Consider the following 20,769-nt stretch of genomic DNA (forward strand, 5'->3'; position numbering starts at 1 on the left):
ATCGTCCTTCCTATGATTCCTCAACCTTCGATCGCTCAACTCCAGCAAGAAAACGCCTGCCTTCGTGCTGAACTGGCTCAGGTGCAGTCACGTCTCGAAACCCTTCAGCAAGAAAACCAGCGGCTGGACAAATCCGAATTGCGATATCGGCAAATCTTTGAGAATGCACCGATTAGCATGATGTTGATTAACACCAATGGTTATATCAGCCAGATGAATGCGGCGGCTGAAAATCTTTATGGGTTGTCGATCGACGCACTAAATCAGCACGGAGCACCAATTTTTGACAATATTCAATTGATTGAGAATGGCACCCTATCTTATATGCGGCGGGCGTTTGCGGGAGAAGCAATCGTCGAACCGCCAAACAGCTATGATGCTTCAAGAGACGGTGAGGGTGGCAAACTCGATTATGGGCGCGGACATTATGCTCCGATTCGGAATGCGACTGGTGCAGTCGAGGAAATTGTTGAGATTGCTGCTGATATGAATGTTTTCTTTGCAGTACAACAGGAACTACTGCAAGAGAAGGATCGCGCCGCTCAAGAGCGTGCCCAATTGCTCAGCGCGATCGCTCAAGTTGCTAATCTACTTTTGCGATCGCCTGACTACACGGCTGTTCTTCCCGATGTCGTTCGGCTGCTAGGGGAAGCGGTGGGGAGCGATCGCTGTAGTCTGATTCAAGAAGTTCCCGGATCAGATGTGATTTATACTCCGGTGGAGTGGTCTCGCCCAGAGATTGGTTTAACTTTGGACTCTACACCGGAGATGGAATCGCTCATGCTTTGGAGCAATTTTGCTTCCTTCCATGAACAGTATGCGCGGGGAGAAACTGCGAATTTTTTAGTCGCTGATATCGAAGAGCCGTCTCGCAGTATTTTGGCAGCACAAGGATGTACTTCTCTTCTCGTTGTCCCAATTATGGTAGAGGGGCAGTGCTGGGGAGAATTTGGGTTTGATAATTGCCATGAACCTCGGCTTTATGATCAAGCGGAAATTGCGATTTTGAGGATTGCGGCAGACAGCCTTGCAGCGGCGATCGAGCGTCAGGCAAAAGATGACGAACTCAGGAAATCTGAGGCATTGTATCGATCGCTATTTGAGATCAGTAATGAGGGCATTTACCGTTGGCAACTCGATCAGCCGATTTCGCCTGCTTCACCCGTTGAAGAACAAATTGAGCAAATCTATCAAAACTTTACTTTTGCTCAAGCAAACGATGCGTGTGCAGCAATGTATGGATTGGAGAAGGGGGAAGACGTTGTTGGAATGCGAATCTCACAAATTCATGTGAGTGAATCAGAAAAAAATCGCGACTTCGTTCGTACCTTTGTAGAGAATGGTTGTCGGGTTCGCAATGCTGAATCAGAGGAGATTGATGCTAGTGGACAAAAGCGATATTTCCTCAATAGCGGGATCAGCTTTATCGAAAACGGTCGCGTCACAGGCGGATGGGGGACACAAATTGACATCACCGAATTGCGAGAAGCACAGCAAGCCTTACTCAAAGCAGAACAAGATCGGGTCACAGAATTAGCAAAAACAAATCAAGCATTAAAAAATTCGCTCGATCGCCTTGCTGCCGATCCCGACCTCAACGGCTTTTTAGGTCACGTTGTCTTAGAAATCATTCAGCAACTCAATCTCTACACCGCTTGGGTCGAACTGTATGACCCCACCGCTCAAACCTTGCAAATGCACCTGCTGATCGAACAGGGAACGCTGTATCTTCAGCACGATCTCCCAGACAGAGGCTATCTTACTGAGGGTCATCCTCCCCAAGACGATACTGCTTGGAATTTGCTTCTACAAACTAGGCAACCTGTAATCATTACTCTAGACAATCTATCTCAATTTTTTGCTGGGGATGAGTTAGAGATGCAGCGCCAATGGGGACAGCAATTTGGGATTCAGTCCGCCATCAATCTTCTACTCATGTTAGGCGACGATCCATTAGGACTACTAGTTCTATTTTCTACCGAGCGTTCCACATTCAGCCGTGAGGAACTTGAATTGATTGAGGCTCTAGCACAACAAGCAACGCTTGCGATCGCACTCACCCGACTTGCCGAAGAAGCCAAACACGCTTCCCTGCTGCAAGAACGCAACCGCATTGCTCAAGACATCCATGACACGCTCGCCCAAACCTTCGGCGGCATCCTGATCCAACTGCAAGCCACCCAATACTTTGTCAAACGCAACCCCGATCGAGCCGTCGAGCAATTCAACATCGCGATCGAGCTTGCCCGTCAAGGACTCACCGAAGCCCGCCGCTCGGTTTGGACACTCTACGACCAACGCGCCGAGTATGAAGCCCTCGAAACCGCTTTACCCGAACTTGCAGAACGCCTGACTCGCGATCGTGCCACTGAAGCGATCGTCCAAATCCTCGGTACACCTTATCGCCTCGATCCCGACATCGGGCAAAATCTCCTACGTCTGGCTCAAGAAGCGATCAACAACGCCCTGCGTCATGCTCGTGCTTCAGCGATCGACATCCTCTTGCGCTACGAATCCAATCACCTATCACTCCGCATTCGCGACAACGGCGGTGGGTTTGACCTGACCCAACCGATTCACGGATTTGGCATTGGCACGATGCGACAACGCGCAGAATATTTAGGCACAACGCTGACGATCGCAAGTCGATTGGGAATCGGAACCGAGATTGCGATCGTCGTTCCAACGGCTTCCTCAGAACTAACGCCTTCTACGCTCAGTGATTACCTTCCATCCGAAGGAGCCAGCAAGCCGCTTCAGGATTTGAGTTAAATTTAGACAAGTTGATCAGGAGATCTTCCTCGTGCAACCGACAATCCAAATTCCACTGTCCCAAGCCGAAATCGCCCAATTTTGCCAACGCTGGAAAATTCGCGAGTTCTATTTGTTTGGCTCTGTGCTGCGTGATGATTTTCGCCCGGATAGTGATGTGGATGTGATGGTGACGTTTGCCCCGGATGCCGAGTGGGGATTTGAATTCGTTGAGATCAAACGGGAGCTAGAGCAACTCTTCGATCGCAAAGTCGATTTGTTGACCAAAGCCTCGATCGAACAGAGCCATAACTGGATTCGGCGCAAAGAAATTTTAGGAACAGCGAAGCTGATTTATGTCGCGGGATGATGCCTCATTGTTAGATATTTATGAAGCCGGACAGCAGATTTTGTCTTATGCTCAAGGCTGCGATCGCTCTGAGTTACAGGCGGATAAAATGCGAGTATCTGCCATTTTGTATCAAGTTTTGATCATCGGTGAAGCAACGAAACGCCTCTCGTCTGAGTTTCGGTCTCAACATTCAGAAATCCCCTGGAGCAATATGGCAGGAATGAGGGATACGGTAGCACATGAATACGATCGCATCGACTTTGGTATCCTTTGGGGAGTCGTTCAGAACAGTATTCCTGAATTGCTCGAACTGCTTAAACCACTTTTGCCTCAAGAGTCCGAAGGAGATTAATCAAAATGGTGAATATCCTGTCATCTCCACAAAATCTAATCACAGATACTTGGGTGCAGGCGACCTGGGAAGAATTTATTGCAGTCTGCGATTCGCTCAGCGAAGCTCCGAAGGATCGACTCAACGATCGACCGGAGTTGGAAAAAGCCCAGTGCTATTACGATGCGGGTTGGATGAGGATTGAAACGATAGGGACGGGATCAGGGCATGGACAGGACAACACGCTGCTCTCTCAAGTCGTTAGCTTATTTGGCATTGTTAGAAATATTCGACTCAAAGGGTTTACAAATACGAGTTTTCGCCGCGTTGGAGTGCGAGAATCTCAGCCCGATTTAGCCTTTTACATCGCAGACGATATTCCTGATCCGTTTCCCCCGAAAACAACTGAATTAATCAGCGTCGAAACGTATGGCGCACCGACCTTAGCGATCGAGATTTCCCTGTCCACGCTAAGTGATGATCTAGGACAAAAACGCCTGCTGTATGAACGTTTAGGAGTCCGGGAGTACTGGGTGGTAGATGTGCAGAATGCAACCATGATCGCGTTTGCTGTGAAAGATGGGGGCAGTTGGGAAATTCGAGCCTCGCAAGTGCTTCCAGAACTCACGATGAACACGATCGAGGAAGCGTTGCGGCAGAGTCAAACGCTCGATGATACCGAAGTGAATCGCTGGATCATGCAGCAGTTTCAATCGATCGCATAAATTTCTCGCACCGCCCCTAGCCAATTTAGTAGTTGCCAAACGCTACATTTCTTTAGAAAATCTAAAACAGAGCTTGGTAACTCATTATGGTTTCTGCTTCACCCATTGCCCGTCCGATTCGCCTCTTGATTGCCGATGATCATCCTGTGGTGCGGCGGGGCTTGATTGCCGTCCTTGATGACCAAGACGATATGGAAGTGGTTGCCGAAGTCAGCAATGGGCGCGATGCGATCGCACAATTTCGCGCCGTTCAGCCGGATGTTGCGATTCTCGATTTGCGAATGCCAGAAGTCAAGGGAGTCGATGCGATCGCGGCAATTCGCGCCGAGTTTCCTGATGCCTGTATTATCATGCTGACGATCTACGAAACCGACGAAGACATTTACCAAGGACTTCGCGCAGGAGCTAGAGCCTACTTGCTCAAGGATACGCCACTGGAAGAAATCATGGAAGTGATTCGGGCAGTGTGTGAAGGTAAGCGCTACGTTCCCAATCGCATCAGTGAAAAATATATTACTCATGCAGAACGTCCGCAACTCAGCGATCGCGAACGTCAAGTTTTAGAACTTATGGCAACTGGGCACAACAATAAGACAATGAGCGCAGCTTTAAGCATTACGGAACATACGATTCGGTTTCACGTTGCAAACTTGATTGATAAACTGGGGGCAAGCGATCGGACTGAAGCAGTGGTGATTGCAATGCGACGCGGATTTATTCGCTTCTGATAACCCTTTGAGCAGGCGGCACTTAACGTTTTGCATTTTCTTGGAGCCTGGTTGATGTTCTGCTCATTACCTTGAACTATTTTTGAACGCTTTCATATTTGCATCCACCGCATTCATGTAGGCAACATCATCTAGGATACTTTTTGGGAGAAGCTTCGCCTTGATTGCTGTTTGCACCAAATCATTTGCAGTCAGATTGCCTTGATTACAGCTATCGACAAATACACCATAGCCACGCAATCCTTGCTCTCGGAAACGCCCTTGGTATGCCATAAATACCAACTCGTAAGGTGACATCGACGAGATCGCAACGTTTGAAGGAATCGGACTAATCGTTGAGTTTGCTGTGGTTGATGCTGCTTGAACCATTGGCATCGGAAATAGGACAGTGGTTACGAGCACGAGTGTGAGTTTCCAATTCATGTTCATCCTCCTACAAGTGAGTTAAAAAATGGGTTAAAAGAAAAGCACGGTACGAAGCGTCCCCGTGAAGATCGTGCCGTTACTTGTCTGGTTCGACGGATTCGTAATCACTTGTACAACTGGAGAAAGCCGAAGATTGTCATTGACTGGAAAGCTGTAGAACGCCTCAATATTTGTTTGAGTGCCTGTTCCAAGGTTGCGTTCAATAAATGGTTGTCCAACAGCGATTCCAGCAAATGCGCCAGGTTTGAATAAATCCTTCAGCGTGATCCCAGCCATCCAATATTGAGGATTGAGATCGCCAAGTACGGTGTTGTTGTACCAACTGTACCCATAGCGCCCAAACACGGCGAATCGAGGTGAGACGCTCCATTCGAGATTCGCCCCGATCGCATCAAAGCGATTGTCTAACACTCGCCCCCCTGCATACTGCAACCGCAGCGAAAAAGCATCAAGAGGCGCGTACTCCAGTTCCACGATGCCTTGATGAGTATCACCAAACAAACCACTTTCACCCCGACTGCTGGGATAGAGAGCCTGGCTAATCGGACTTATCCCTCGAACTAGACCTTGATTGCTCGGATTTTGGGCTTCTAGCGCTACATAGCCAGCATTGATGTTGAATGCTCCGTTTCCTAGCTTCCATCGAATTGCACCCCCCGCCCCCAGACCACTGACTGGAAACAACACATAGTTATTGACAAATGCTAATGTACTGAAATCCTGAAAGCTTGTATTGGCGTAACGATTGCGATCGACAAAATCAGTCAGTGTGATCACAGGTCCAACAGAAACTTCGAGATCTGAAGCAGGATTGAATGTGTACATCACTCGGCTCAATCCCAAGGTACTACCTGTGGGCGGTTTGGCTGAATAATCCAAAACGCTGCCCAAGGTCGGTTCGAGAAATCCAGCCGCATTGTCACCGATACCCTCGCTGCCCGCCTCAACCAAGATTCGCAGCAAATCCTTCCCGGTAAAGCTTGTATCTAAGACAAGGCTGGCTCGATACAATAGCGTTGCATTCGGTTGAGCGCCCGTGATCGGATTCCCCCGAATGTCAACGATGCGATTTCCTGTAAATCCTCCAGCATTAGCCGCCATCACGACAATACCTTGAAGCTTGGTCGTGGTTGAAAATTGTTGTTTTTCGAGAGTTGTAGTTCGGGCTTCGATCTCATGGACTCGACCACGCAAAGTTGTTAACTCGCTACTGAATTCAATTTGCAATCGCCGCAGTATTTCTAGATCCGTTTGCTTGATGTGAGCGCTCATGATTCGTTCATTCAGGCGAGTCAGACAGAGATTTAATGCTGCTGCAAATTCAAAGCGGCTGAGAGGTTGATGACCGCGAAAAGTGCCGTTCGGATTGCCTGCAATGCACCCGTACTGATCGCTGATCGATCGTAGTGCCTGTAATGCCCAATCGGTTGATTGAACATCGCTGAGTTGAGTCACAGACGTAACCGGACTTGAAAGAGAATCTATACTGGCTGGTGTGGATTGAGCGATCGCACTCGGAGAAAAGAGACAAAGGAAAAATGCGATTGCTGCTATTGAACGATAATTTAGCATTGTTACTCAGGTGGAAATTTGCTAACGGTTCAGCCGCCTTGGTCATAGAAAGTCAGTCGTCCATAACCTAGAAACAACCCATCCGCTTTATCTCCAACCGGATGAGCCGTCACACCAAATAGATAAATTCCACCTGAATTCGGATTGCGTTTTGCTTCAAGCGCGATAGTCACGGTTGATCCCGGTTGTACAGGCTGATTAAAAACGATCGTGCTTTTCCTTGGACTGCTCGACTCAGTTCCGCCGATACCCGACAGCGGCAACTGTGCACCTACACCATAGCGATCGCCCAAAAACGCAACGCTCTTGCTCGGATCGAATTCAACGCCTTCAGTGCTATTTTGGCTGATTGTCACCGCTTGCAGCGGCGCACCCGCATTTTCAGGAACCGTGATTGTAAATTCATAGGTTGAGGGAAACCGGGAGATTGGGCGACTGGTAAAGCTTCTGACTAAGCGAGGTGAGCGATCGAAGAAAGTACGACCGTTGCTCGACTGTCCTGCAAGCACGGGCAGAGATAGAACTGAGATAGTGACAGTTGTTCCTGCTATTAACGAGGTCATGAATTTGAACATTGTAAAAAGCTCCTTTTTCAGATGACTGTCCTACTTTGCAGATAGTTGAGGTTGACGCTTGATTAGAAGGGGTGCAAAAGCAATTAGAGAGAGCAACAAGCCTGCTGCACAAACACCGTTCCAGCGCCAAAGATTCCAGCTATAAGCCCCAAGGAATGAACCCGCTGCGCCACCGACAAAGTAGAACGTGATGAATAGCGCATTTAATCGGCTATGCAGTTCATCGGGCAACCTATAGATCAATGCCTGATTCGATACAGTTGCGACTTGAACCCCCAAATCTAATAGAATCACGCCCATAACCAATCCCCACAGTTGGTATCCGAATAACCAGAACACCAGGAAAGACACAACGGTTGTGATCAAGCCAAGTACGATCGCAACTCTCGGACTTCTACGATCAGCTAGTTTGCCAGCGAATGGTGCGGCTACGGCTCCGATGACTCCAATCAATCCGAACAATCCTGCAACTCCACTGCCATACCGATAAGGCGGCTGTTCCAAGAAAAAAATTAAGGTACTCCAAAAGACGCTAAAGGCTCCAAAAGCCATTGCTCCTGTAATTGAAGCTTCTTGTAAGACAGGCTCTCGAACCAGCTTCATCATTGATTGCATTAGCTGTCGATACGTCAGCACTACCGCAGGTTGACTTCTCGGCAGCACCCAGAATAGCACGATCGCCAACAACAACATCACGCCACTCGCAATCCAGTACATCGATCGCCAACCGAGTTCTGCACCAACAAAGCCGCTAATCGTTCGTGCTAGCAGAATCCCAATCAGCAGACCGCTCATGACTGTTCCGACAACTTTACCGCGCACTGCGATCGGAGCTAGTAGCGCAGCAAAAGGAACCGTGATTTGAGGAACGATCGTGGTGATTCCGATAATGAGACTCGCAGCGACTAACCAACTAATCGTAGGAGAAACAGCGGCTGCCGCCAACGCGAGAGCTGTTCCAATCAGCATATTAACGATCAAGCGTCTTCGCTCTAGCAAATCACCGAGCGGAACAATGAAAAAATTACCCAAGGCGTATCCAACCTGTCCTAACGTCGGAATTAACCCGACTGCTTGAACAGAAGCATCGAGGCTTTGACCCATTGCTGCAAGAAGCGGTTGATTGTAATACAAATTTGCAGCAGCAGCCCCGCTGGTGATTGCCATCAGCCAAACGATGTTGCGATTCATAAGCGTTTTAGTCTCTACCAGTAAGATGAATTGCTCAGGCTGTAGCTCGATTGCCAAGCTCCGATCGTGTGTTGAATTGCTTGATGCGCTCCTGCGATCGAGAATTGCCGCTCTTCTGCCCCCATTGACAGATTTTCGGCATGAATAAAAGTAATGTCTACAATCCCGATGAATTCAAAGACTGCCCGTAAATACGGTTCTTGAAAATCGAGCGGTCCACCCGCATAACTTCCGCCGCGTGTAGTGATGACTAACGCCTTTTTTCCATGTACTAATCCTTCATAGCCATCAGAACCGATGGTAAATGTTCGTTGTACCCGCACAATTTGATCAATGTAGGCTTTGAAGTTAGCAGGAACGCTATAGTTGTACATCGGAATGCCGAAAACGAGCAGGTCTGCGGCGAGTAGCTCATCAATTAATTCATCGGAAACCATCAAGGCAGTTTCTAGCGGTGGAGTTCGTTCATGCGGCGAACTAAAAGCGGCTGCAATCCAAGCTTCATCGATTGGAGAAACCGGATGATGCCCCAGATCGCGATAGGTGATAGTCACGTTCGGGTGAAATTGCTTCCACAGATGAACGAACTGTTTGGTCAAGGTTCGAGAGACGGAGCGATCGCCTCTCGGACTGGAATCTAAATGGAGAATGTGTGTCATCAGTCAGCCCAACGAACGGAGACCAAGCCCAGCAAAGTTGCCTCTGCTTCAGCCTGATAAGTTCACTCTATAAATTTCGCTCTGTGCAGTCTTGCACGTTCTTGAGATTTCGGACACATTCTCACTGACTTCGCAAAAATACTTTCGGGGTGACACCCACGAGCCGTTTGAAGTGACGGCTAAGATGACTTTGATGAGCAAAGCCCAGCGCATGAGCGACTTCTGCAATTGACATTTGACCCTGCTGCAACAATCGTTTTGATCGCTCAATTCTGCATTGGATTACGTATTGATGTGGCGCAAGCCCAGTTGATCGCTTAAATAAGTTGGAGAAGTAACTCGGACTCATCTGCACTATGGCTGCAAGATCTTCCAGTGCTAAATCCTGGTCAAGACGCTGATCGATAAAATCAATAATCTGCTGCAATTGCCGTTTTGATAAACCATGATGAGGAGTTTGGTTGATCGATTTCTGGACTGAATAACGTCGCAGTAAATGATTCATCAGGGCAGCCGTCAACGAGTCTACATAAAGCCGACTGTTCACGCCACTCGATTCAAGTTCTGACTTGAGTGCAAATCCAATGCTGTGAATTAATGGATCAGGATTGCTGAAGTTGGGAATAAATTCGATATTGGCAGTATCAGGCGCATCAAACGTATAACGTGCAAATGTACTTGGCTCAAAACTTAGGGTAATGAATTCGTACTCTGTATTCCAGTAAGCAGCATTGAGGGTATTCGCTGGCACAATCGTCACATCACCGTGATTAAATTGTTTAGTTTGAAAGCGATGCTCAATCATCTCCTCAACCATCGGCGGTGAAGGACTGCGATCGTGAATAATAATGCGATGTTGCTGTGAATAATTTTTCGCCAGTTGGTAGGGGGGATGCCGATGGTATCGAAGTTGAACACCATTCCAGCCTGCACGATCGCTCGACAGCAGGGGCATTTCAGGATAAAGCCTGAACACATCCCCTTCTCTCGCAAAATCAATCACCAGTGGATCTACAGCGCCCATCGTTTGCGCTACTCCTTCATGCGGTAGACATCATTCGTCTGCACTCTCACTTTAATTGAAAAATTGCCGCTTGATCGATAAATTGCAGGCAAGCGATCGCACCGAAGCCGTTGTGATTGCGATACGACGCGGATTTATTCGGTTTTGAAGTTCACCTATCAGATTTGCTAGGTCAAAGTCTGCGAATTTAGGGAATCACAAAAATTGGAAAGCGGCGTACAGTAAAAGTCAGTTGCCGTGAATCGCAGTTGTGAGGATTACCCAATGACCAAAGCCGAACCCATCTTTCACTCGATGCCGCTCGTTAGGTTGCGTCACTTTCCTGATTTGAATCTGCATCCTAACTTTTCTTATTAAAGCAAAACGATGCCTTACAAACCGAGATCGCTAAACTTCTGACTCAGCAGTAGATTCCAATCAAAATTTTGGAAGAGTCCCTATGCTCAAACGATTGGCACCGATCATTAACCCCATTCGGGAAAAGGAGTTGAGTCGGATTCTGCCGTATGCTCCTCGATCAAGCAGTGTTGAGTTGAACTGGAAGCATCTCAACGTTTCCTACTATGAGCTTCCGGCACTAGAATGCCCTGAGCATACTCTATCCAAGCACGTCATTAGTCTTAACTTAGGTGCGCCTACCCGATTAGAGCGATTAATCGACAATCAGGTGCAGGGAGATCGCTTTACAGACGGTGAAGTATTCTGGATCAATCCCGCAGGTCTGTACAGAACAATTCGGGTCATTAATCCAGCTCACATTCTGCACCTCTATCTTGAACCTGAATTCGTCAGTTGCTTTGCCCAAGACTACATTAATCCCGATCGCGTTGAAATCCTGCCCGATTTTCATCCCCACGATCCGCTGATTCGTCAGCTTGGATTCACGCTCAAGACTGCTTTGAACAGTGGCACTGCCATTGATGCCCTTTATGCAGATGCGGCAGCAACGATGTTAGCGGCTCATTTGTTGCGTCACTATTCCACGGTTTCTAAAGAGCTACAACCAGAAGCAAATGGATTTAGTCAAGCGAAGCTACAAGTCGCGATCGAGTATATTCATGCTCATCTCGATGAAGACCTCTCGATTGATATCTTGGCAAAGCTTGTGCAAATCAGTTCCTACTACTTCGTGCGTCTGTTCAAACAATCAATGGGATTGACACCCCATGCTTATATTGTTCGTCAACGGTTAGAACAAGCTCAGCAATTGTTGAAATCTACTAACTTGTCGATCGCAGAAATCGCGCACCGTACAGGCTTTTGTCATCAGAGTCGATTTTCTACTGTCTTTCGTCAATATCTGCATACTTCTCCGAGTGCTTATCGGGAGCAGCAGTAAATTTCTATGGTTGACTGCAAGATTCAGCAAGATTTGGGCAAGAAAAGGAAAGACTTAGCTTGCTTGATCATCTTAATCTTTATTTAAGCAACCCGTGACTTGCTCAAGCTTCACCGTCACGACCAATCACTCTATTTAGGAGGGCACGATGAGTTCTGATTTAGATTTGCAACCTATTATTGTCGATAAAAAACCCACAGTTTTAGAGCTTGAAGCTGGAACTTACTATTGGTGTAGCTGCGGACATTCCAGCAATCAACCGTTTTGTAATGGCGCTCACAAAGGAACTGGTTTTGTGCCGACCAAGTTTGAAGTAACGGAGCCTAAAAAAGTTGCGCTGTGTCTCTGCAAACACACAAACACGGCTCCTTTATGTGATGGCTCTCATCGATCGCTGGCGTAGTGGACACCTCAGATTCAGGAGAAATTTTATGTCATCTTTGAACGGAAAAGCGGCGATCGTGACAGGCGGATCGCGGGGAATTGGTCAAGCAATCGCGCAACGTTTAGGGCGCGAAGGAGCAACGGTTGCTCTAACCTATGCAGGCAATCGAGACAAAGCAGAAGCAGTCGTTGCAACCCTGAAAGAATTTGGGGTAGAGGCAATTGCGATTCAATCGGACATTAGCAACATTGCAGAAACGCGATCGCTGTTCGAGAAAGTGGTTCACACCTTTGGACAACTTGATATCGTCGTCAATAATGTCGGTGTGTCTGTGTACAAGCTCACCACAGAGATGACCGAATCTGACTTTGACAAAGTATTCAACACCAATGCCAAAGGCACATTCTTTGCCTTGCAAGCGGCTGCACAACACTTGAGCAACGGTGGGCGCATCATCAGTTTATCGAGTGGTGCAACTCGGCAAAGTATTCCGATGGGTGGCGTTTATGCTGCGAGCAAAGCCGCGATCGAGCAATTCAGTTTTGCGCTCTCCAAAGAACTAGGACATCGAGGCATCACGGTCAATCTCGTATCGCCTGGAGTGACGAATACAGACGGATTGATCATGCCTGCGGATGCTCTAGACCATTTAGTGCGATCGACTCCGCTCGGTCGGTTAGGACAACCTACTGATATTGCTGATGTGGTTGCCTTTCTTGCCTCTGATGAGGCGCGATGGGTCAACGGGCAGACGATTCAAGTTAATGGCGGCATCCTGTAAGAGGCATTCACTATGAGTTCACTCCAAAACGCGATCGCCAAGAAGCCAAAGCTCAATTCTGCTTTTCAGCGATTGATGTCGGTTCATTGGTGGATGGCAGGTTGCTATCTCGTTTTATTTGTCGGTGGCACGTTCATGGCACAGCTACCAAGAACTACATTTCGAGGACTGCTTTACGACTTTCATAAGTCGATCGGCGTATTAACAATGGCGCTACTGACTTGGCGCATTCTCACGCTGATTCAAGTGATGTGGAAGAAATACACAAAGCGACTGCCTAAATTCTCGCCGCAATGGTGGAAGAATTTTGCACTGCATACTTTGATGTATGTGTTTATGTGGGCAGTCCCGATCGCTGGATTTTTCTTCTCCAATTCCTTTCGATCGAACAATGTCAAATTTTTCGGATTGCCCTTGCCCGATCTATTTCCTCAAAACGATGCAATGGTTGAAGTGGGTCGATCGCTGCATTTCTGGCTGGCGTATACCTTTCTAGCTTTTATTGCAGTGCATCTGGTGTTTCAGTGGAAAGTGGCGAAAGCTAACTGGCGAAGATTCACAGGGTTCATGAAAGCAAAGAAAACGACAAAAGAAACTTGAGGAATCTGCCATGAATTATTGTGAAAAACTAACTCGTGACAATTGCGTTGTCATTCTGGTTGATTTCTTAGATGGCTTCCTTCCAGGGTTGAAAACGATTAACCATGACTTGCTTCGGAAAAATGCAGAAGCATTTGCGCGCCTATCAAAAATCTTTAACTTGCCAACCATTATGCTCGGAGAAGAAGGTGGATTTCGCGGCAAATTTTTTCCAGAAGTAATTGCTCATGCGGATCATGCTGTTCGGATCGAGCGTCACACTCCCAGCGCATGGGATGAACCAAACTTCCATGACAAGCTAACAAGTCTGGGACGCAACAAGGTGTTGCTAGGAGGTATCTCTCTGGACATTTGCACCCTCCAACTCACCCTGGATCTTTTAGAAGCAGGCTATGAATGCTATGTAGTTGTTGACGTATCGGGTTCTGATACTTCGTTGAATGAAACGGCTGCTTTGTTGCGAATGACTCAAGCAGGAGCCGTCATGGTGTCTTGGGCATCGATCGCCTCGGAAATCATGAAAGATTGGGAAACGCCAGAAGGTCCAGCAATCGGACAACTCTATCAAGAACTCAGCTACTGGGGAAATCGCCTGTAATGGATCAAATCAAACTGAGATGTGGAAAATGAAGCAACTAGGGATTCACGTCGTAATACTCTTGGGATTGTGGCTTTGGCTCACTCGCTCATTTGCCTTTGCTCAAACTATCTCTGATGTTCCGACTGTTGCCTCGTCAGAATCTTCTCAATCAGAAGCGCTTACCTCGGTTGATCAATTGTCCGATGTTCTTCCGTCAAGCTGGGCATATTTAGCAGTACGATCGCTAATCGAACAATATCAGTGCATCACAGGCGATCTCGATCGACGCTTCAGGGGCGAACAGCCGCTCTCACGTCAAGAATTTGCTGTTGCACTCAACACCTGCTTGAATCGCATCCAATCCATAAACGGATTAACGAATGAGAGTTTAATCGCTCTACAACGCCTTCGGTCAGAATTTGCGGCTGAACTGATGGCATTGCAAAACCGAGTTGAGCGGTTAGAAGCTCGGACTCCGAATCTAGAATCTCAGCAATTTTCAACCACAACACGACTATCAGGACAAGCAATTTTGGCGGTGAATGCAGGCGGATTTTCGGGAGAGCGTATCATTAGTCCAAGAGGCGCGATCGTCACTCGTGATCAACTCAATCCAACCGTTCTCTATCGTCTCAGCTTCGATCTCAATACCAGTTTCAAGGGCACTGATTTGTTAAAGCTGCGGTTACTTTCTGCGAGTCCAGGCATCAACGATAATGCGGCTGGATTGTTAGAACCCAATCTAGGCAGTACACCCGATTTTGCGATTCCTGGCACTTCACAGCTTTCGCTTGCTCGTTTGTACTACACCTTTACACCCAGTCAAGACCTGAGCGTGACTGTAGGTGCAAGAATGGTAGCGGGTGATTTCATCGACAAAAACCGATTCGCGAATATTAGCTTCCGAGATTTCTCAACTCAATCTCTGATCAATAATTTCGTGCTGTTGCCGAGACCTGGAGGGGCAGGAGCCGCGATCGACTGGAAGCCCAATCAAGGTGCTTTAAGCCTTCGCGCAGTTTATATTGCGAGTAGTGCGGAGGAAAACTTGCCCGAAAATCAGCGATTCATCGGTGGCGGCAGTCCTGGAGACATTCGCCTCTTTCCGATCGCTGGCGGCGGTGCGCGAGGGGGATTGTTTGGCGATCCTTACATGGGAGTTGTGGAACTAGAGTATGCACCCACGCGATCGCTAACCGTCCGATTGCAATATAGCGGCGGCAAGGTCTTAGGCAGTAATTTTCAGGCGCTAGGAGCAAACTTTGATTGGGCAATTACGCCACAGATTGGAATCTTTGGTCGCTATGGGTATGCTTCCTATCCTGATACGACCGTCGGCAACATTCGCCCTAGTTACTGGTCTGCCGGAGTTTCTCTTCAGAACTTGTTTGCGAAAGGCGATTTAGCTGGACTCGGAATCGTTCAGCCTTTCATTTTGACAGAAATAGGAAACGCGACACAGACCAATCTCGAAGCGTTCTATAACATTCCGCTAACGAACAGCATTCGACTCACTCCGTTCATTCAGGTGATTACCCATTCAGCGAATCAGAGTAGTAATGGAACGATCGTGACTGGAACTCTCCGCACTGTTTTTACTTTCTAACATCACTATGAAAGAACTCCCTTCTAATCATTCTGCGCCTGCTGTCGTTGCTATCGCTCGTCGAGTTAAACCCGGATATGAAGCTGATTTTGAGGCAGCCGTTCGCGGTGTCACTCTAGCCGCTAGTACGTTTCCGGGCTACTTAGGAAGCGAAGTTTTGCATCCCAAGAATCGACGAGGCGAATGGCAATTGATCATGCGATTTGATACACTGATTCACTTGCAGGAATGGGAAGTCTCTTCGATCTGCCAGGGTTGGATCGCACGAGCCGATGCGCTCACAGAAACGCCTCAAGTATCGCGGGTCAATGGCTTAGAGGCTTGGTTTGCCTTACCTGAAGCGCCCAACGTTGCACCACCCCCGAAGTGGAAAACTGCGATCGTCAGTGCGATCGGAATCTACCCCATGATTTCAATCTTACCAACCTTGCTTCGACCGATTACCAGCACTCTACCCGCTTGGCTAGCAACGCTAGTCAGCATCAGTATTATGATGCCACTAATGACATGGATTGTTATGCCGCAGGTTACGCGACTGTTTAAGGGATGGCTATACCCATCTTAGAAAAACCACAAGACAAGATCGCAGTATTGAAAGACAGTTGTCCAAAGAAGGTGTTACCAGATCGTCCGCAAATATCTCTTCTTCAAGCTTTCCGCCAAAGCTCCCGGATATCAGTGGGTCTCATTGAATTGCTACCCTCACCTTAGCGAAGAATTGCGATCTCTTCGCGATCGGTGCTAAAGAAAATCGCGTTTCGTTAGTCTCAATTATCGCTTTGCAACTGAGACTAACGAAACGCCCAAGATGACAAATACAACGCCTGCAATCCGAATCGGACTCGCTGGGTATTTTGCAAGCCCGATCGCACCAAAATGATCGAGAAACAAGGCAGCAATCATCTGACCTGCGATCGTCAGTGCCAGTGCAAGCGCGGCTCCAATTCTTGGGGTCGCAAAAATCGTAGACCAAACGTACAGCGTTCCCAAACATCCGCCGATCCACATCCACCAAGAAGTCTGCATCAGTGCGCTCGAAGCAGGCATCGGATATCGTGCCGCAAAACAAACCACAAGCGAGGTTAAGGTTCCTGCCAGATACGAAATAAACGTCACCTGCATCGGTTCACCCACATACCGCCTCAGCAGCGTATTCAAAGCGACTTGGACAGGTAGAATTGCTCCACCTGCAAGGGCAGCAAGAAGATAGGTCGTTCGTCCATTCATACTGTGAAGACTCCGATTCGACTTGGTGTGTAATGAAGCGATGCGAGCGTGAGCCAAGTGGTGTTGATTCGACAGAACTGCATTCTCGCAGATTGTCAAAAAAATCGCTACCTAGCTGATTTGCTAGGTTAAAGTCTACGATTTTTGAGAATCACAAAACTGAAAGTTTCGCGTACAGTAAACATCAGTTGCATTGGATCGCGAGGAGCGCTCAATGTCCCACGCCGAACCCAGGTTTCAACTCATTCCACCCGTTCAAGCCGAAGACCATTGCCAAGGAGGGTCTGAAGCCAGCGTGACGCTTGTGGAATATGGCGATTATGCCTGTGTCAACTGTGTTGAGGCATACGAGTTGATCCAATCGATTCAAATGCAGTTCGCTCCAGTTTGCTTTGTGTTTCGTCATTTTCCCTGCCTGGATCGTCACCCGACTGCTCAACACGCTGCCGAAGCTGCCGAAGCCGCAGGCGCACAGGGCAAATTTTGGGAAATGCACGATCGCTTGATGAGGCATCGTCACTGCTTTGATGATGCTAGTCTGATTGAACACGCCGTAGCACTGGAATTAGATATCAATCGCTTTTTGCGGGAGATGTCCAGCGATGTGTATGTTCCGCGTGTTCGACGCGATTGCGAAAGTGGTGAGAAAAGTGGAGTGATTTGCACGCCCACATTTTTCATCAATGGATTGCGGTTTACAGGTGATTGGCAACATTCTGCACTGAGAAGTGCGATCTGTGAACAGGTATCTCGTTGAGGTCGCTCAACTCCTGGCTCAATCATAGGAGGGGTAAGCGTTTACACCGAATTAGGGCTTGATTATGCTGAAGCAGTCTTCTTTGATCATTGATCCCACTCAAGAGCAAGAGTTGCTTCAAGTCATGCCCGACACCGCGCAAGTCAGCAGTATTCGATTGAACTGGAAACAGATTCAAGTTGCTAACTACCAAATTCCGCTTTGTGAAGCCCCAGAGCATACTTTCTCGAAGCACGTTATTAGCCTTAACGAACTCGCGGAATTCCCCATCCGCCTATGCGATGGGGATGGATAGCGATGCGCCCTCGATCGAGGGCGCAATCTCTCACCAACGAAGCAAGAAAATCTGGTAAAGTTGTATTGGTCGTTGACCCGCCCACATGGCTGACAACAAAAGGCTTTTAGCCCTGCAACGAGCATGAGAAAGGGGGAAGAAACAAGTCCGCTGGTTGGAGATTTCCGTAAATCCAAGATGCGTTTGTCGAATCACAATCAAACTCCTTGGGAAGCAGGGAGTCTGCCAGGGTAGCGGAGCAATCTGCTACGGGAGTCAGGGTCACAGCGCGTGTACCAAACCTCCGGAGGACAAGTAAGACCAGGATTGGGAACTCCCGAAAGTGGCTTTGACCGATGAAACTGGAAGCCCCATCCGCATAGGCGGTGGGGTACTTCACTCTTGGTACACCTGCCAAAGTAGAGCGTGTCATCGATCACAAAATGGAAAAGGGCTGTTTTGCCCCTGGAGATGTGTTTTGGATCAATCCTGCTGGTGTGCAGCGAACTATTCGGACGCTGACTTCGGCTCAAGTGTTTCATCTCTATCTCGAACCTGAATTCGTTGCTAGTTTCGCTCACGATTGGATTGATCCAGAGCGGCTCGAAATTCTTCCCGCTTTTCGTCCGCAAGATCCGTTGATTCAGCAGTTAGGTTTGGTTCTCAAGTCTGCGGTTCTAAACCCCAGTGTCGTAGACGCACTCTACGCTGATGCTGCGGCAACGATGCTGGCGGCGCACCTCCTGCGCTACTACTCAAATACTTCCTTTGTGCTGCCAGAGATTCGGGGAGGACAGTCTAAGCTGCAAGTTGCGATCGAGTACATCCATGCCCACTTAGATGAGGAATTGTGCATTGACACCCTGGCTCGATTAGTTCAGATGAGTCCCTATCATTTCATTCGCTTATTCAAACACTCGATCGGACTCACGCCTCACTGTTACATTGTCCATCAACGCCTAGAACGCGCCAAGCAATTACTCAAAACGACGAATCTCCCGATCGCAGAAATTGCTTATCTCACAGGTTTCTGCCATCAGAGCCGCTTCTCGACTGTATTTCGCCAGTATGTGCATACGTCTCCCAAAGCTTATCGGGAGCAACAGTAACGAATCTGCTTGAACGATCGCAAGAATCGGCAATTTTCGAGCAGGAAAAGGAAAGACTTTACTCGGATAACTGTCTTTAATACCTTTTAGAAGTTCGGATTTTGCTCCTGTTTCGCTTCATTCTCCGTTTCAATGAGGAACAAAAGTTATGGTCACTGACCCCAAGTTTTTTGAGCAACTGACTCCGAGCAATGCAGCCATGCTGCTGATCGATCATCAAGTTGGGACAATGCTTTTCGGAGTAACGGATATTGATCCGGTCAATCTGAAGAATAACGCCTTGTATTTAGCAGAAGTTGCAAAGCTGTTCAACTTGCCCACGATTCTTACCACCAGTAATCCAAATGGTGCGAATGGTCCGCTGTTTCCTGAACTGATTCAGGCACTTCCGGGCGTTCCGATCGTTGATCGCGTTATTATCAACGCCTGGAATGATCCAGCTTTTGTGCAAGCAGTCGAACAAACCGGACGCAGAAAGCTAATCATGGCAGGAGTCACCACTGATGTTTGCTTAGCATTTCCAGCGATTTCTGCTGTGGGTGCGGGCTACGATGTTTACGCTGTGATTGATGCGTCTGGAACCTGGAACACGACCACACAAGCTGCTGCGATCGCACGAATGACTCAAGCAGGCGTGAAATGCGTCAATACGATTGCGATCGCGGCTGAGTTGCAGAAAGATTGGACGCTTCCCACTGCACCCGGAATGGGACAAATCTTTGCCGATCGTCTACCAAATTTTGGCTATGTCCTTGCTGGTATGGCTCACCGAAAATCTTAGTTCCAAGTCTGTACCGTTTTTATTCACCAAATCAACGATGTCCCATTTTTTGCACATCGATAGCAGTCCGCGTGGAGATCGCTCTATTTCTCGATCCTGACCAAAACCAGAATTTGAATATTGGTGAAGAAGCGAGACAGCAATCAGTAACGGCAGTTCATGCTGCGAGCGCTGCCTGGTAAGGGTGTGAGTAGAGTTTTTGAAAAGGCTGAAACAGTTCAATGATTCATCTCTAAATGAGAAGGATGAAATACGATGCCCGAAACACCGAAAGAGAGACTGACAACCGATGCAGGAATTCCAGTCAGCGATAATCAGAATTCTTTAACTGCCGGAGAACGAGGTCCGCTATTGATGCAAGACTTCTACCTTGTTGAGAAGATGGCGCACTTCAATCGAGAGTGGATTCCGGAGCGAGTCGTTCACGCGAAAGGCTCAGGTGCATACGGCACATTCACTGTGACTCAGGATATTACCCAATACACTAGAGCAACGTTATTCTCTGAAATTGGCAAGCAAACCGAAGTCTTGGCGCGATTCTCTACGGTGGCTGGAGAGCGGGGTGCTGCGGATGCAGAACGAGATGTGCGCGGCTTTGCGGTGAAGTTCTACACTGAAGAGGGCAATTGGGATCTTGTCGGCAACAATACACCCGTCTTCTTTGTGCGTGACCCGATGAAGTTCAGCGACTTTATTCGCACTCAGAAAGGGATTGTTTTGTTCTTGTATGGGTCGCCCAATGCCTCTTTAACTGTTCAACTCGTTGACTGTAATGTTTCCAAACTCGTTCTTTTTGGTTCAACCATCAGCCCAAGCCGCAGCAAGTCAATCTTTGACTGCGGACGCTCTACTGATACCAGCGAGTCTGTCCATCCGGTTGGTCAACAAGAGTAATGCCAACTGCTTGAAGTCGATCGCGAATCGCGTCGCTCTCTGCATAGCGTTTTTCCTGACGAGCTTGCTGGGCACTTGTCCACTTTTGGTGAAGCATTAGCT

General features: G+C 48.0%; 25 protein-coding genes. 17 read left to right on the forward strand and 8 right to left on the reverse strand.

Features of this window, described 5'->3' with window-relative positions; genetic code table 11:
- Nucleotides 1–12 precede the first annotated feature (12 nt).
- The 5 genes from ACQ4M5_RS00975 to ACQ4M5_RS00995 all read left to right on the forward strand — a co-directional run bounded on the left by ACQ4M5_RS00975 (nt 13) and on the right by ACQ4M5_RS00995 (nt 4,887).
- Nucleotides 13–2,772 (forward strand): GAF domain-containing protein, encoded by a 2,760-nt coding sequence (locus ACQ4M5_RS00975; protein WP_430673733.1) that lies wholly within the window; start codon nt 13–15, stop codon nt 2,770–2,772.
- 31 nt (nt 2,773–2,803) lie between these two features.
- Entirely contained in the window at nt 2,804–3,121 is a 318-nt protein-coding gene (locus ACQ4M5_RS00980) for a nucleotidyltransferase family protein (RefSeq protein ID WP_430673734.1), read from the forward strand.
- Complete coding sequence (locus tag ACQ4M5_RS00985; protein WP_430673735.1) at nt 3,108–3,455, forward strand: HepT-like ribonuclease domain-containing protein; 348 nt, start codon at nt 3,108–3,110, stop codon at nt 3,453–3,455. Before ACQ4M5_RS00980 ends, ACQ4M5_RS00985 begins: the two co-directional genes overlap by 14 nt.
- A gap of 5 nt (nt 3,456–3,460) precedes the next feature.
- The gene (locus ACQ4M5_RS00990) at nt 3,461–4,159 is read left to right on the forward strand and encodes a Uma2 family endonuclease (RefSeq protein WP_430673736.1); all 699 of its coding nucleotides are present in this window, start codon (nt 3,461–3,463) and stop codon (nt 4,157–4,159) included.
- An 86-nt stretch (nt 4,160–4,245) separates the two neighbouring features.
- Nucleotides 4,246–4,887 carry a response regulator gene (locus ACQ4M5_RS00995; RefSeq protein WP_430673737.1) on the forward strand — a complete coding sequence of 214 codons (642 nt, stop codon included), beginning with the start codon at nt 4,246–4,248 and terminating at the stop codon, nt 4,885–4,887.
- Nucleotides 4,888–4,953: 66 nt separating this feature from the next.
- On the opposite strand, the gene ACQ4M5_RS01000 is transcribed toward ACQ4M5_RS00995, so the two are convergent.
- The 6 genes from ACQ4M5_RS01000 to ACQ4M5_RS01025 all read right to left on the reverse strand — a co-directional run bounded on the left by ACQ4M5_RS01000 (nt 4,954) and on the right by ACQ4M5_RS01025 (nt 10,334).
- A complete protein-coding gene (locus ACQ4M5_RS01000) occupies nt 4,954–5,310 on the reverse strand; it encodes a hypothetical protein (RefSeq protein WP_430673738.1) in 357 nt (118 codons plus the stop codon).
- A gap of 33 nt (nt 5,311–5,343) precedes the next feature.
- Entirely contained in the window at nt 5,344–6,885 is a 1,542-nt protein-coding gene (locus ACQ4M5_RS01005) for an iron uptake porin (RefSeq protein ID WP_430673739.1), read from the reverse strand.
- 29 nt (nt 6,886–6,914) lie between these two features.
- A complete protein-coding gene (locus tag ACQ4M5_RS01010; protein WP_430673740.1) occupies nt 6,915–7,448 on the reverse strand; it encodes a DUF2808 domain-containing protein in 534 nt (177 codons plus the stop codon).
- 42 nt (nt 7,449–7,490) lie between these two features.
- Complete coding sequence (locus ACQ4M5_RS01015) at nt 7,491–8,651, reverse strand: MFS transporter (RefSeq protein WP_430673741.1); 1,161 nt, start codon at nt 8,649–8,651, stop codon at nt 7,491–7,493.
- A gap of 14 nt (nt 8,652–8,665) precedes the next feature.
- The gene (locus ACQ4M5_RS01020; RefSeq protein WP_430673742.1) at nt 8,666–9,310 is read right to left on the reverse strand and encodes an FMN-dependent NADH-azoreductase; all 645 of its coding nucleotides are present in this window, start codon (nt 9,308–9,310) and stop codon (nt 8,666–8,668) included.
- A 121-nt stretch (nt 9,311–9,431) separates the two neighbouring features.
- On the reverse strand, nt 9,432–10,334 hold the full coding sequence (locus ACQ4M5_RS01025) for a helix-turn-helix domain-containing protein (RefSeq protein WP_430673743.1): 903 nt from the start codon (nt 10,332–10,334) through the stop codon (nt 9,432–9,434).
- A 439-nt stretch (nt 10,335–10,773) separates the two neighbouring features.
- Here ACQ4M5_RS01025 and ACQ4M5_RS01030 point away from each other — a divergent pair, with 439 nt between their 5' ends.
- The 7 genes from ACQ4M5_RS01030 to ACQ4M5_RS01060 all read left to right on the forward strand — a co-directional run bounded on the left by ACQ4M5_RS01030 (nt 10,774) and on the right by ACQ4M5_RS01060 (nt 16,190).
- Entirely contained in the window at nt 10,774–11,673 is a 900-nt protein-coding gene (locus ACQ4M5_RS01030) for a helix-turn-helix domain-containing protein (RefSeq protein ID WP_430673744.1), read from the forward strand.
- Between the two features lie 148 nt (nt 11,674–11,821).
- Entirely contained in the window at nt 11,822–12,076 is a 255-nt protein-coding gene (locus ACQ4M5_RS01035) for a CDGSH iron-sulfur domain-containing protein (RefSeq protein WP_430673745.1), read from the forward strand.
- Between the two features lie 28 nt (nt 12,077–12,104).
- Complete coding sequence (locus ACQ4M5_RS01040) at nt 12,105–12,839, forward strand: SDR family oxidoreductase (RefSeq protein ID WP_430673746.1); 735 nt, start codon at nt 12,105–12,107, stop codon at nt 12,837–12,839.
- A gap of 12 nt (nt 12,840–12,851) precedes the next feature.
- Nucleotides 12,852–13,439 carry a cytochrome b gene (locus tag ACQ4M5_RS01045; RefSeq protein WP_430673747.1) on the forward strand — a complete coding sequence of 196 codons (588 nt, stop codon included), beginning with the start codon at nt 12,852–12,854 and terminating at the stop codon, nt 13,437–13,439.
- Nucleotides 13,440–13,449: 10 nt separating this feature from the next.
- On the forward strand, nt 13,450–14,037 hold the full coding sequence (locus tag ACQ4M5_RS01050) for an isochorismatase family protein (RefSeq protein ID WP_430673748.1): 588 nt from the start codon (nt 13,450–13,452) through the stop codon (nt 14,035–14,037).
- A 28-nt stretch (nt 14,038–14,065) separates the two neighbouring features.
- Complete coding sequence (locus ACQ4M5_RS01055) at nt 14,066–15,625, forward strand: iron uptake porin (RefSeq protein ID WP_430673749.1); 1,560 nt, start codon at nt 14,066–14,068, stop codon at nt 15,623–15,625.
- A 7-nt stretch (nt 15,626–15,632) separates the two neighbouring features.
- A complete protein-coding gene (locus ACQ4M5_RS01060) occupies nt 15,633–16,190 on the forward strand; it encodes an antibiotic biosynthesis monooxygenase (RefSeq protein WP_430673750.1) in 558 nt (185 codons plus the stop codon).
- A 206-nt stretch (nt 16,191–16,396) separates the two neighbouring features.
- On the opposite strand, the gene ACQ4M5_RS01065 is transcribed toward ACQ4M5_RS01060, so the two are convergent.
- A complete protein-coding gene (locus ACQ4M5_RS01065) occupies nt 16,397–16,852 on the reverse strand; it encodes a DMT family transporter (RefSeq protein ID WP_430673751.1) in 456 nt (151 codons plus the stop codon).
- 214 nt (nt 16,853–17,066) lie between these two features.
- Here ACQ4M5_RS01065 and ACQ4M5_RS01070 point away from each other — a divergent pair, with 214 nt between their 5' ends.
- The 5 genes from ACQ4M5_RS01070 (at nt 17,067) to ACQ4M5_RS01090 (ending at nt 20,667) form a co-directional block, all read left to right on the forward strand.
- Complete coding sequence (locus tag ACQ4M5_RS01070; RefSeq protein WP_430673752.1) at nt 17,067–17,609, forward strand: DsbA family protein; 543 nt, start codon at nt 17,067–17,069, stop codon at nt 17,607–17,609.
- A 64-nt stretch (nt 17,610–17,673) separates the two neighbouring features.
- The gene (locus tag ACQ4M5_RS01075; protein ID WP_430673753.1) at nt 17,674–17,904 is read left to right on the forward strand and encodes a hypothetical protein; all 231 of its coding nucleotides are present in this window, start codon (nt 17,674–17,676) and stop codon (nt 17,902–17,904) included.
- A 422-nt stretch (nt 17,905–18,326) separates the two neighbouring features.
- Nucleotides 18,327–18,992: a helix-turn-helix domain-containing protein gene (locus ACQ4M5_RS01080; protein WP_430673754.1), complete on the forward strand. Its 666-nt coding sequence runs from the start codon at nt 18,327–18,329 to the stop codon at nt 18,990–18,992.
- Nucleotides 18,993–19,140: 148 nt separating this feature from the next.
- Nucleotides 19,141–19,773, forward strand: a complete 633-nt coding sequence (locus ACQ4M5_RS01085; RefSeq protein WP_430673755.1) for an isochorismatase family protein — start codon at nt 19,141–19,143, stop codon at nt 19,771–19,773.
- Between the two features lie 255 nt (nt 19,774–20,028).
- Nucleotides 20,029–20,667: a catalase gene (locus ACQ4M5_RS01090; RefSeq protein WP_430673756.1), complete on the forward strand. Its 639-nt coding sequence runs from the start codon at nt 20,029–20,031 to the stop codon at nt 20,665–20,667.
- Here ACQ4M5_RS01090 and ACQ4M5_RS01095 read toward each other — a convergent pair.
- The gene (locus tag ACQ4M5_RS01095) at nt 20,621–20,764 is read right to left on the reverse strand and encodes a hypothetical protein (RefSeq protein WP_430673757.1); all 144 of its coding nucleotides are present in this window, start codon (nt 20,762–20,764) and stop codon (nt 20,621–20,623) included. The genes ACQ4M5_RS01090 and ACQ4M5_RS01095 overlap by 47 nt on opposite strands.
- Nucleotides 20,765–20,769: the final 5 nt, after the last annotated feature.

The sequence above is a fragment of the Leptolyngbya sp. AN10 genome, from assembly GCF_050565645.1.
In the GTDB taxonomy this organism is placed as follows: domain Bacteria; phylum Cyanobacteriota; class Cyanobacteriia; order Leptolyngbyales; family Leptolyngbyaceae; genus Leptolyngbya.

Bases quoted from the DNA above. Each gene is read 5' to 3' on its own strand.
- ACQ4M5_RS00975 (WP_430673733.1), top strand. From the start codon at position 13: ATGATTCCTCAACCTTCGATCGCTCAACTCCAGCAAGAAAACGCCTGC.
- ACQ4M5_RS01090 (WP_430673756.1), top strand. From the start codon at position 20,029: ATGCCCGAAACACCGAAAGAGAGACTGACAACCGATGCAGGAATTCCA.
- ACQ4M5_RS00990 (WP_430673736.1), top strand. From the start codon at position 3,461: ATGGTGAATATCCTGTCATCTCCACAAAATCTAATCACAGATACTTGG.
- ACQ4M5_RS01000 (WP_430673738.1), bottom strand. From the start codon at position 5,310: ATGAATTGGAAACTCACACTCGTGCTCGTAACCACTGTCCTATTTCCG.
- ACQ4M5_RS01095 (WP_430673757.1), bottom strand. From the start codon at position 20,764: ATGCTTCACCAAAAGTGGACAAGTGCCCAGCAAGCTCGTCAGGAAAAA.
- ACQ4M5_RS01010 (WP_430673740.1), bottom strand. From the start codon at position 7,448: ATGACCTCGTTAATAGCAGGAACAACTGTCACTATCTCAGTTCTATCT.
- ACQ4M5_RS01050 (WP_430673748.1), top strand. From the start codon at position 13,450: ATGAATTATTGTGAAAAACTAACTCGTGACAATTGCGTTGTCATTCTG.
- ACQ4M5_RS01060 (WP_430673750.1), top strand. From the start codon at position 15,633: ATGAAAGAACTCCCTTCTAATCATTCTGCGCCTGCTGTCGTTGCTATC.
- ACQ4M5_RS01045 (WP_430673747.1), top strand. From the start codon at position 12,852: ATGAGTTCACTCCAAAACGCGATCGCCAAGAAGCCAAAGCTCAATTCT.
- ACQ4M5_RS01005 (WP_430673739.1), bottom strand. From the start codon at position 6,885: ATGCTAAATTATCGTTCAATAGCAGCAATCGCATTTTTCCTTTGTCTC.
- ACQ4M5_RS01075 (WP_430673753.1), top strand. From the start codon at position 17,674: ATGCTGAAGCAGTCTTCTTTGATCATTGATCCCACTCAAGAGCAAGAG.
- ACQ4M5_RS01065 (WP_430673751.1), bottom strand. From the start codon at position 16,852: ATGAATGGACGAACGACCTATCTTCTTGCTGCCCTTGCAGGTGGAGCA.
- ACQ4M5_RS01085 (WP_430673755.1), top strand. From the start codon at position 19,141: ATGGTCACTGACCCCAAGTTTTTTGAGCAACTGACTCCGAGCAATGCA.
- ACQ4M5_RS00985 (WP_430673735.1), top strand. From the start codon at position 3,108: ATGTCGCGGGATGATGCCTCATTGTTAGATATTTATGAAGCCGGACAG.
- ACQ4M5_RS01035 (WP_430673745.1), top strand. From the start codon at position 11,822: ATGAGTTCTGATTTAGATTTGCAACCTATTATTGTCGATAAAAAACCC.
- ACQ4M5_RS01070 (WP_430673752.1), top strand. From the start codon at position 17,067: ATGTCCCACGCCGAACCCAGGTTTCAACTCATTCCACCCGTTCAAGCC.
- ACQ4M5_RS01055 (WP_430673749.1), top strand. From the start codon at position 14,066: ATGAAGCAACTAGGGATTCACGTCGTAATACTCTTGGGATTGTGGCTT.
- ACQ4M5_RS01015 (WP_430673741.1), bottom strand. From the start codon at position 8,651: ATGAATCGCAACATCGTTTGGCTGATGGCAATCACCAGCGGGGCTGCT.
- ACQ4M5_RS01025 (WP_430673743.1), bottom strand. From the start codon at position 10,334: ATGGGCGCTGTAGATCCACTGGTGATTGATTTTGCGAGAGAAGGGGAT.
- ACQ4M5_RS01030 (WP_430673744.1), top strand. From the start codon at position 10,774: ATGCTCAAACGATTGGCACCGATCATTAACCCCATTCGGGAAAAGGAG.
- ACQ4M5_RS01080 (WP_430673754.1), top strand. From the start codon at position 18,327: ATGGAAAAGGGCTGTTTTGCCCCTGGAGATGTGTTTTGGATCAATCCT.
- ACQ4M5_RS01020 (WP_430673742.1), bottom strand. From the start codon at position 9,310: ATGACACACATTCTCCATTTAGATTCCAGTCCGAGAGGCGATCGCTCC.
- ACQ4M5_RS01040 (WP_430673746.1), top strand. From the start codon at position 12,105: ATGTCATCTTTGAACGGAAAAGCGGCGATCGTGACAGGCGGATCGCGG.
- ACQ4M5_RS00995 (WP_430673737.1), top strand. From the start codon at position 4,246: ATGGTTTCTGCTTCACCCATTGCCCGTCCGATTCGCCTCTTGATTGCC.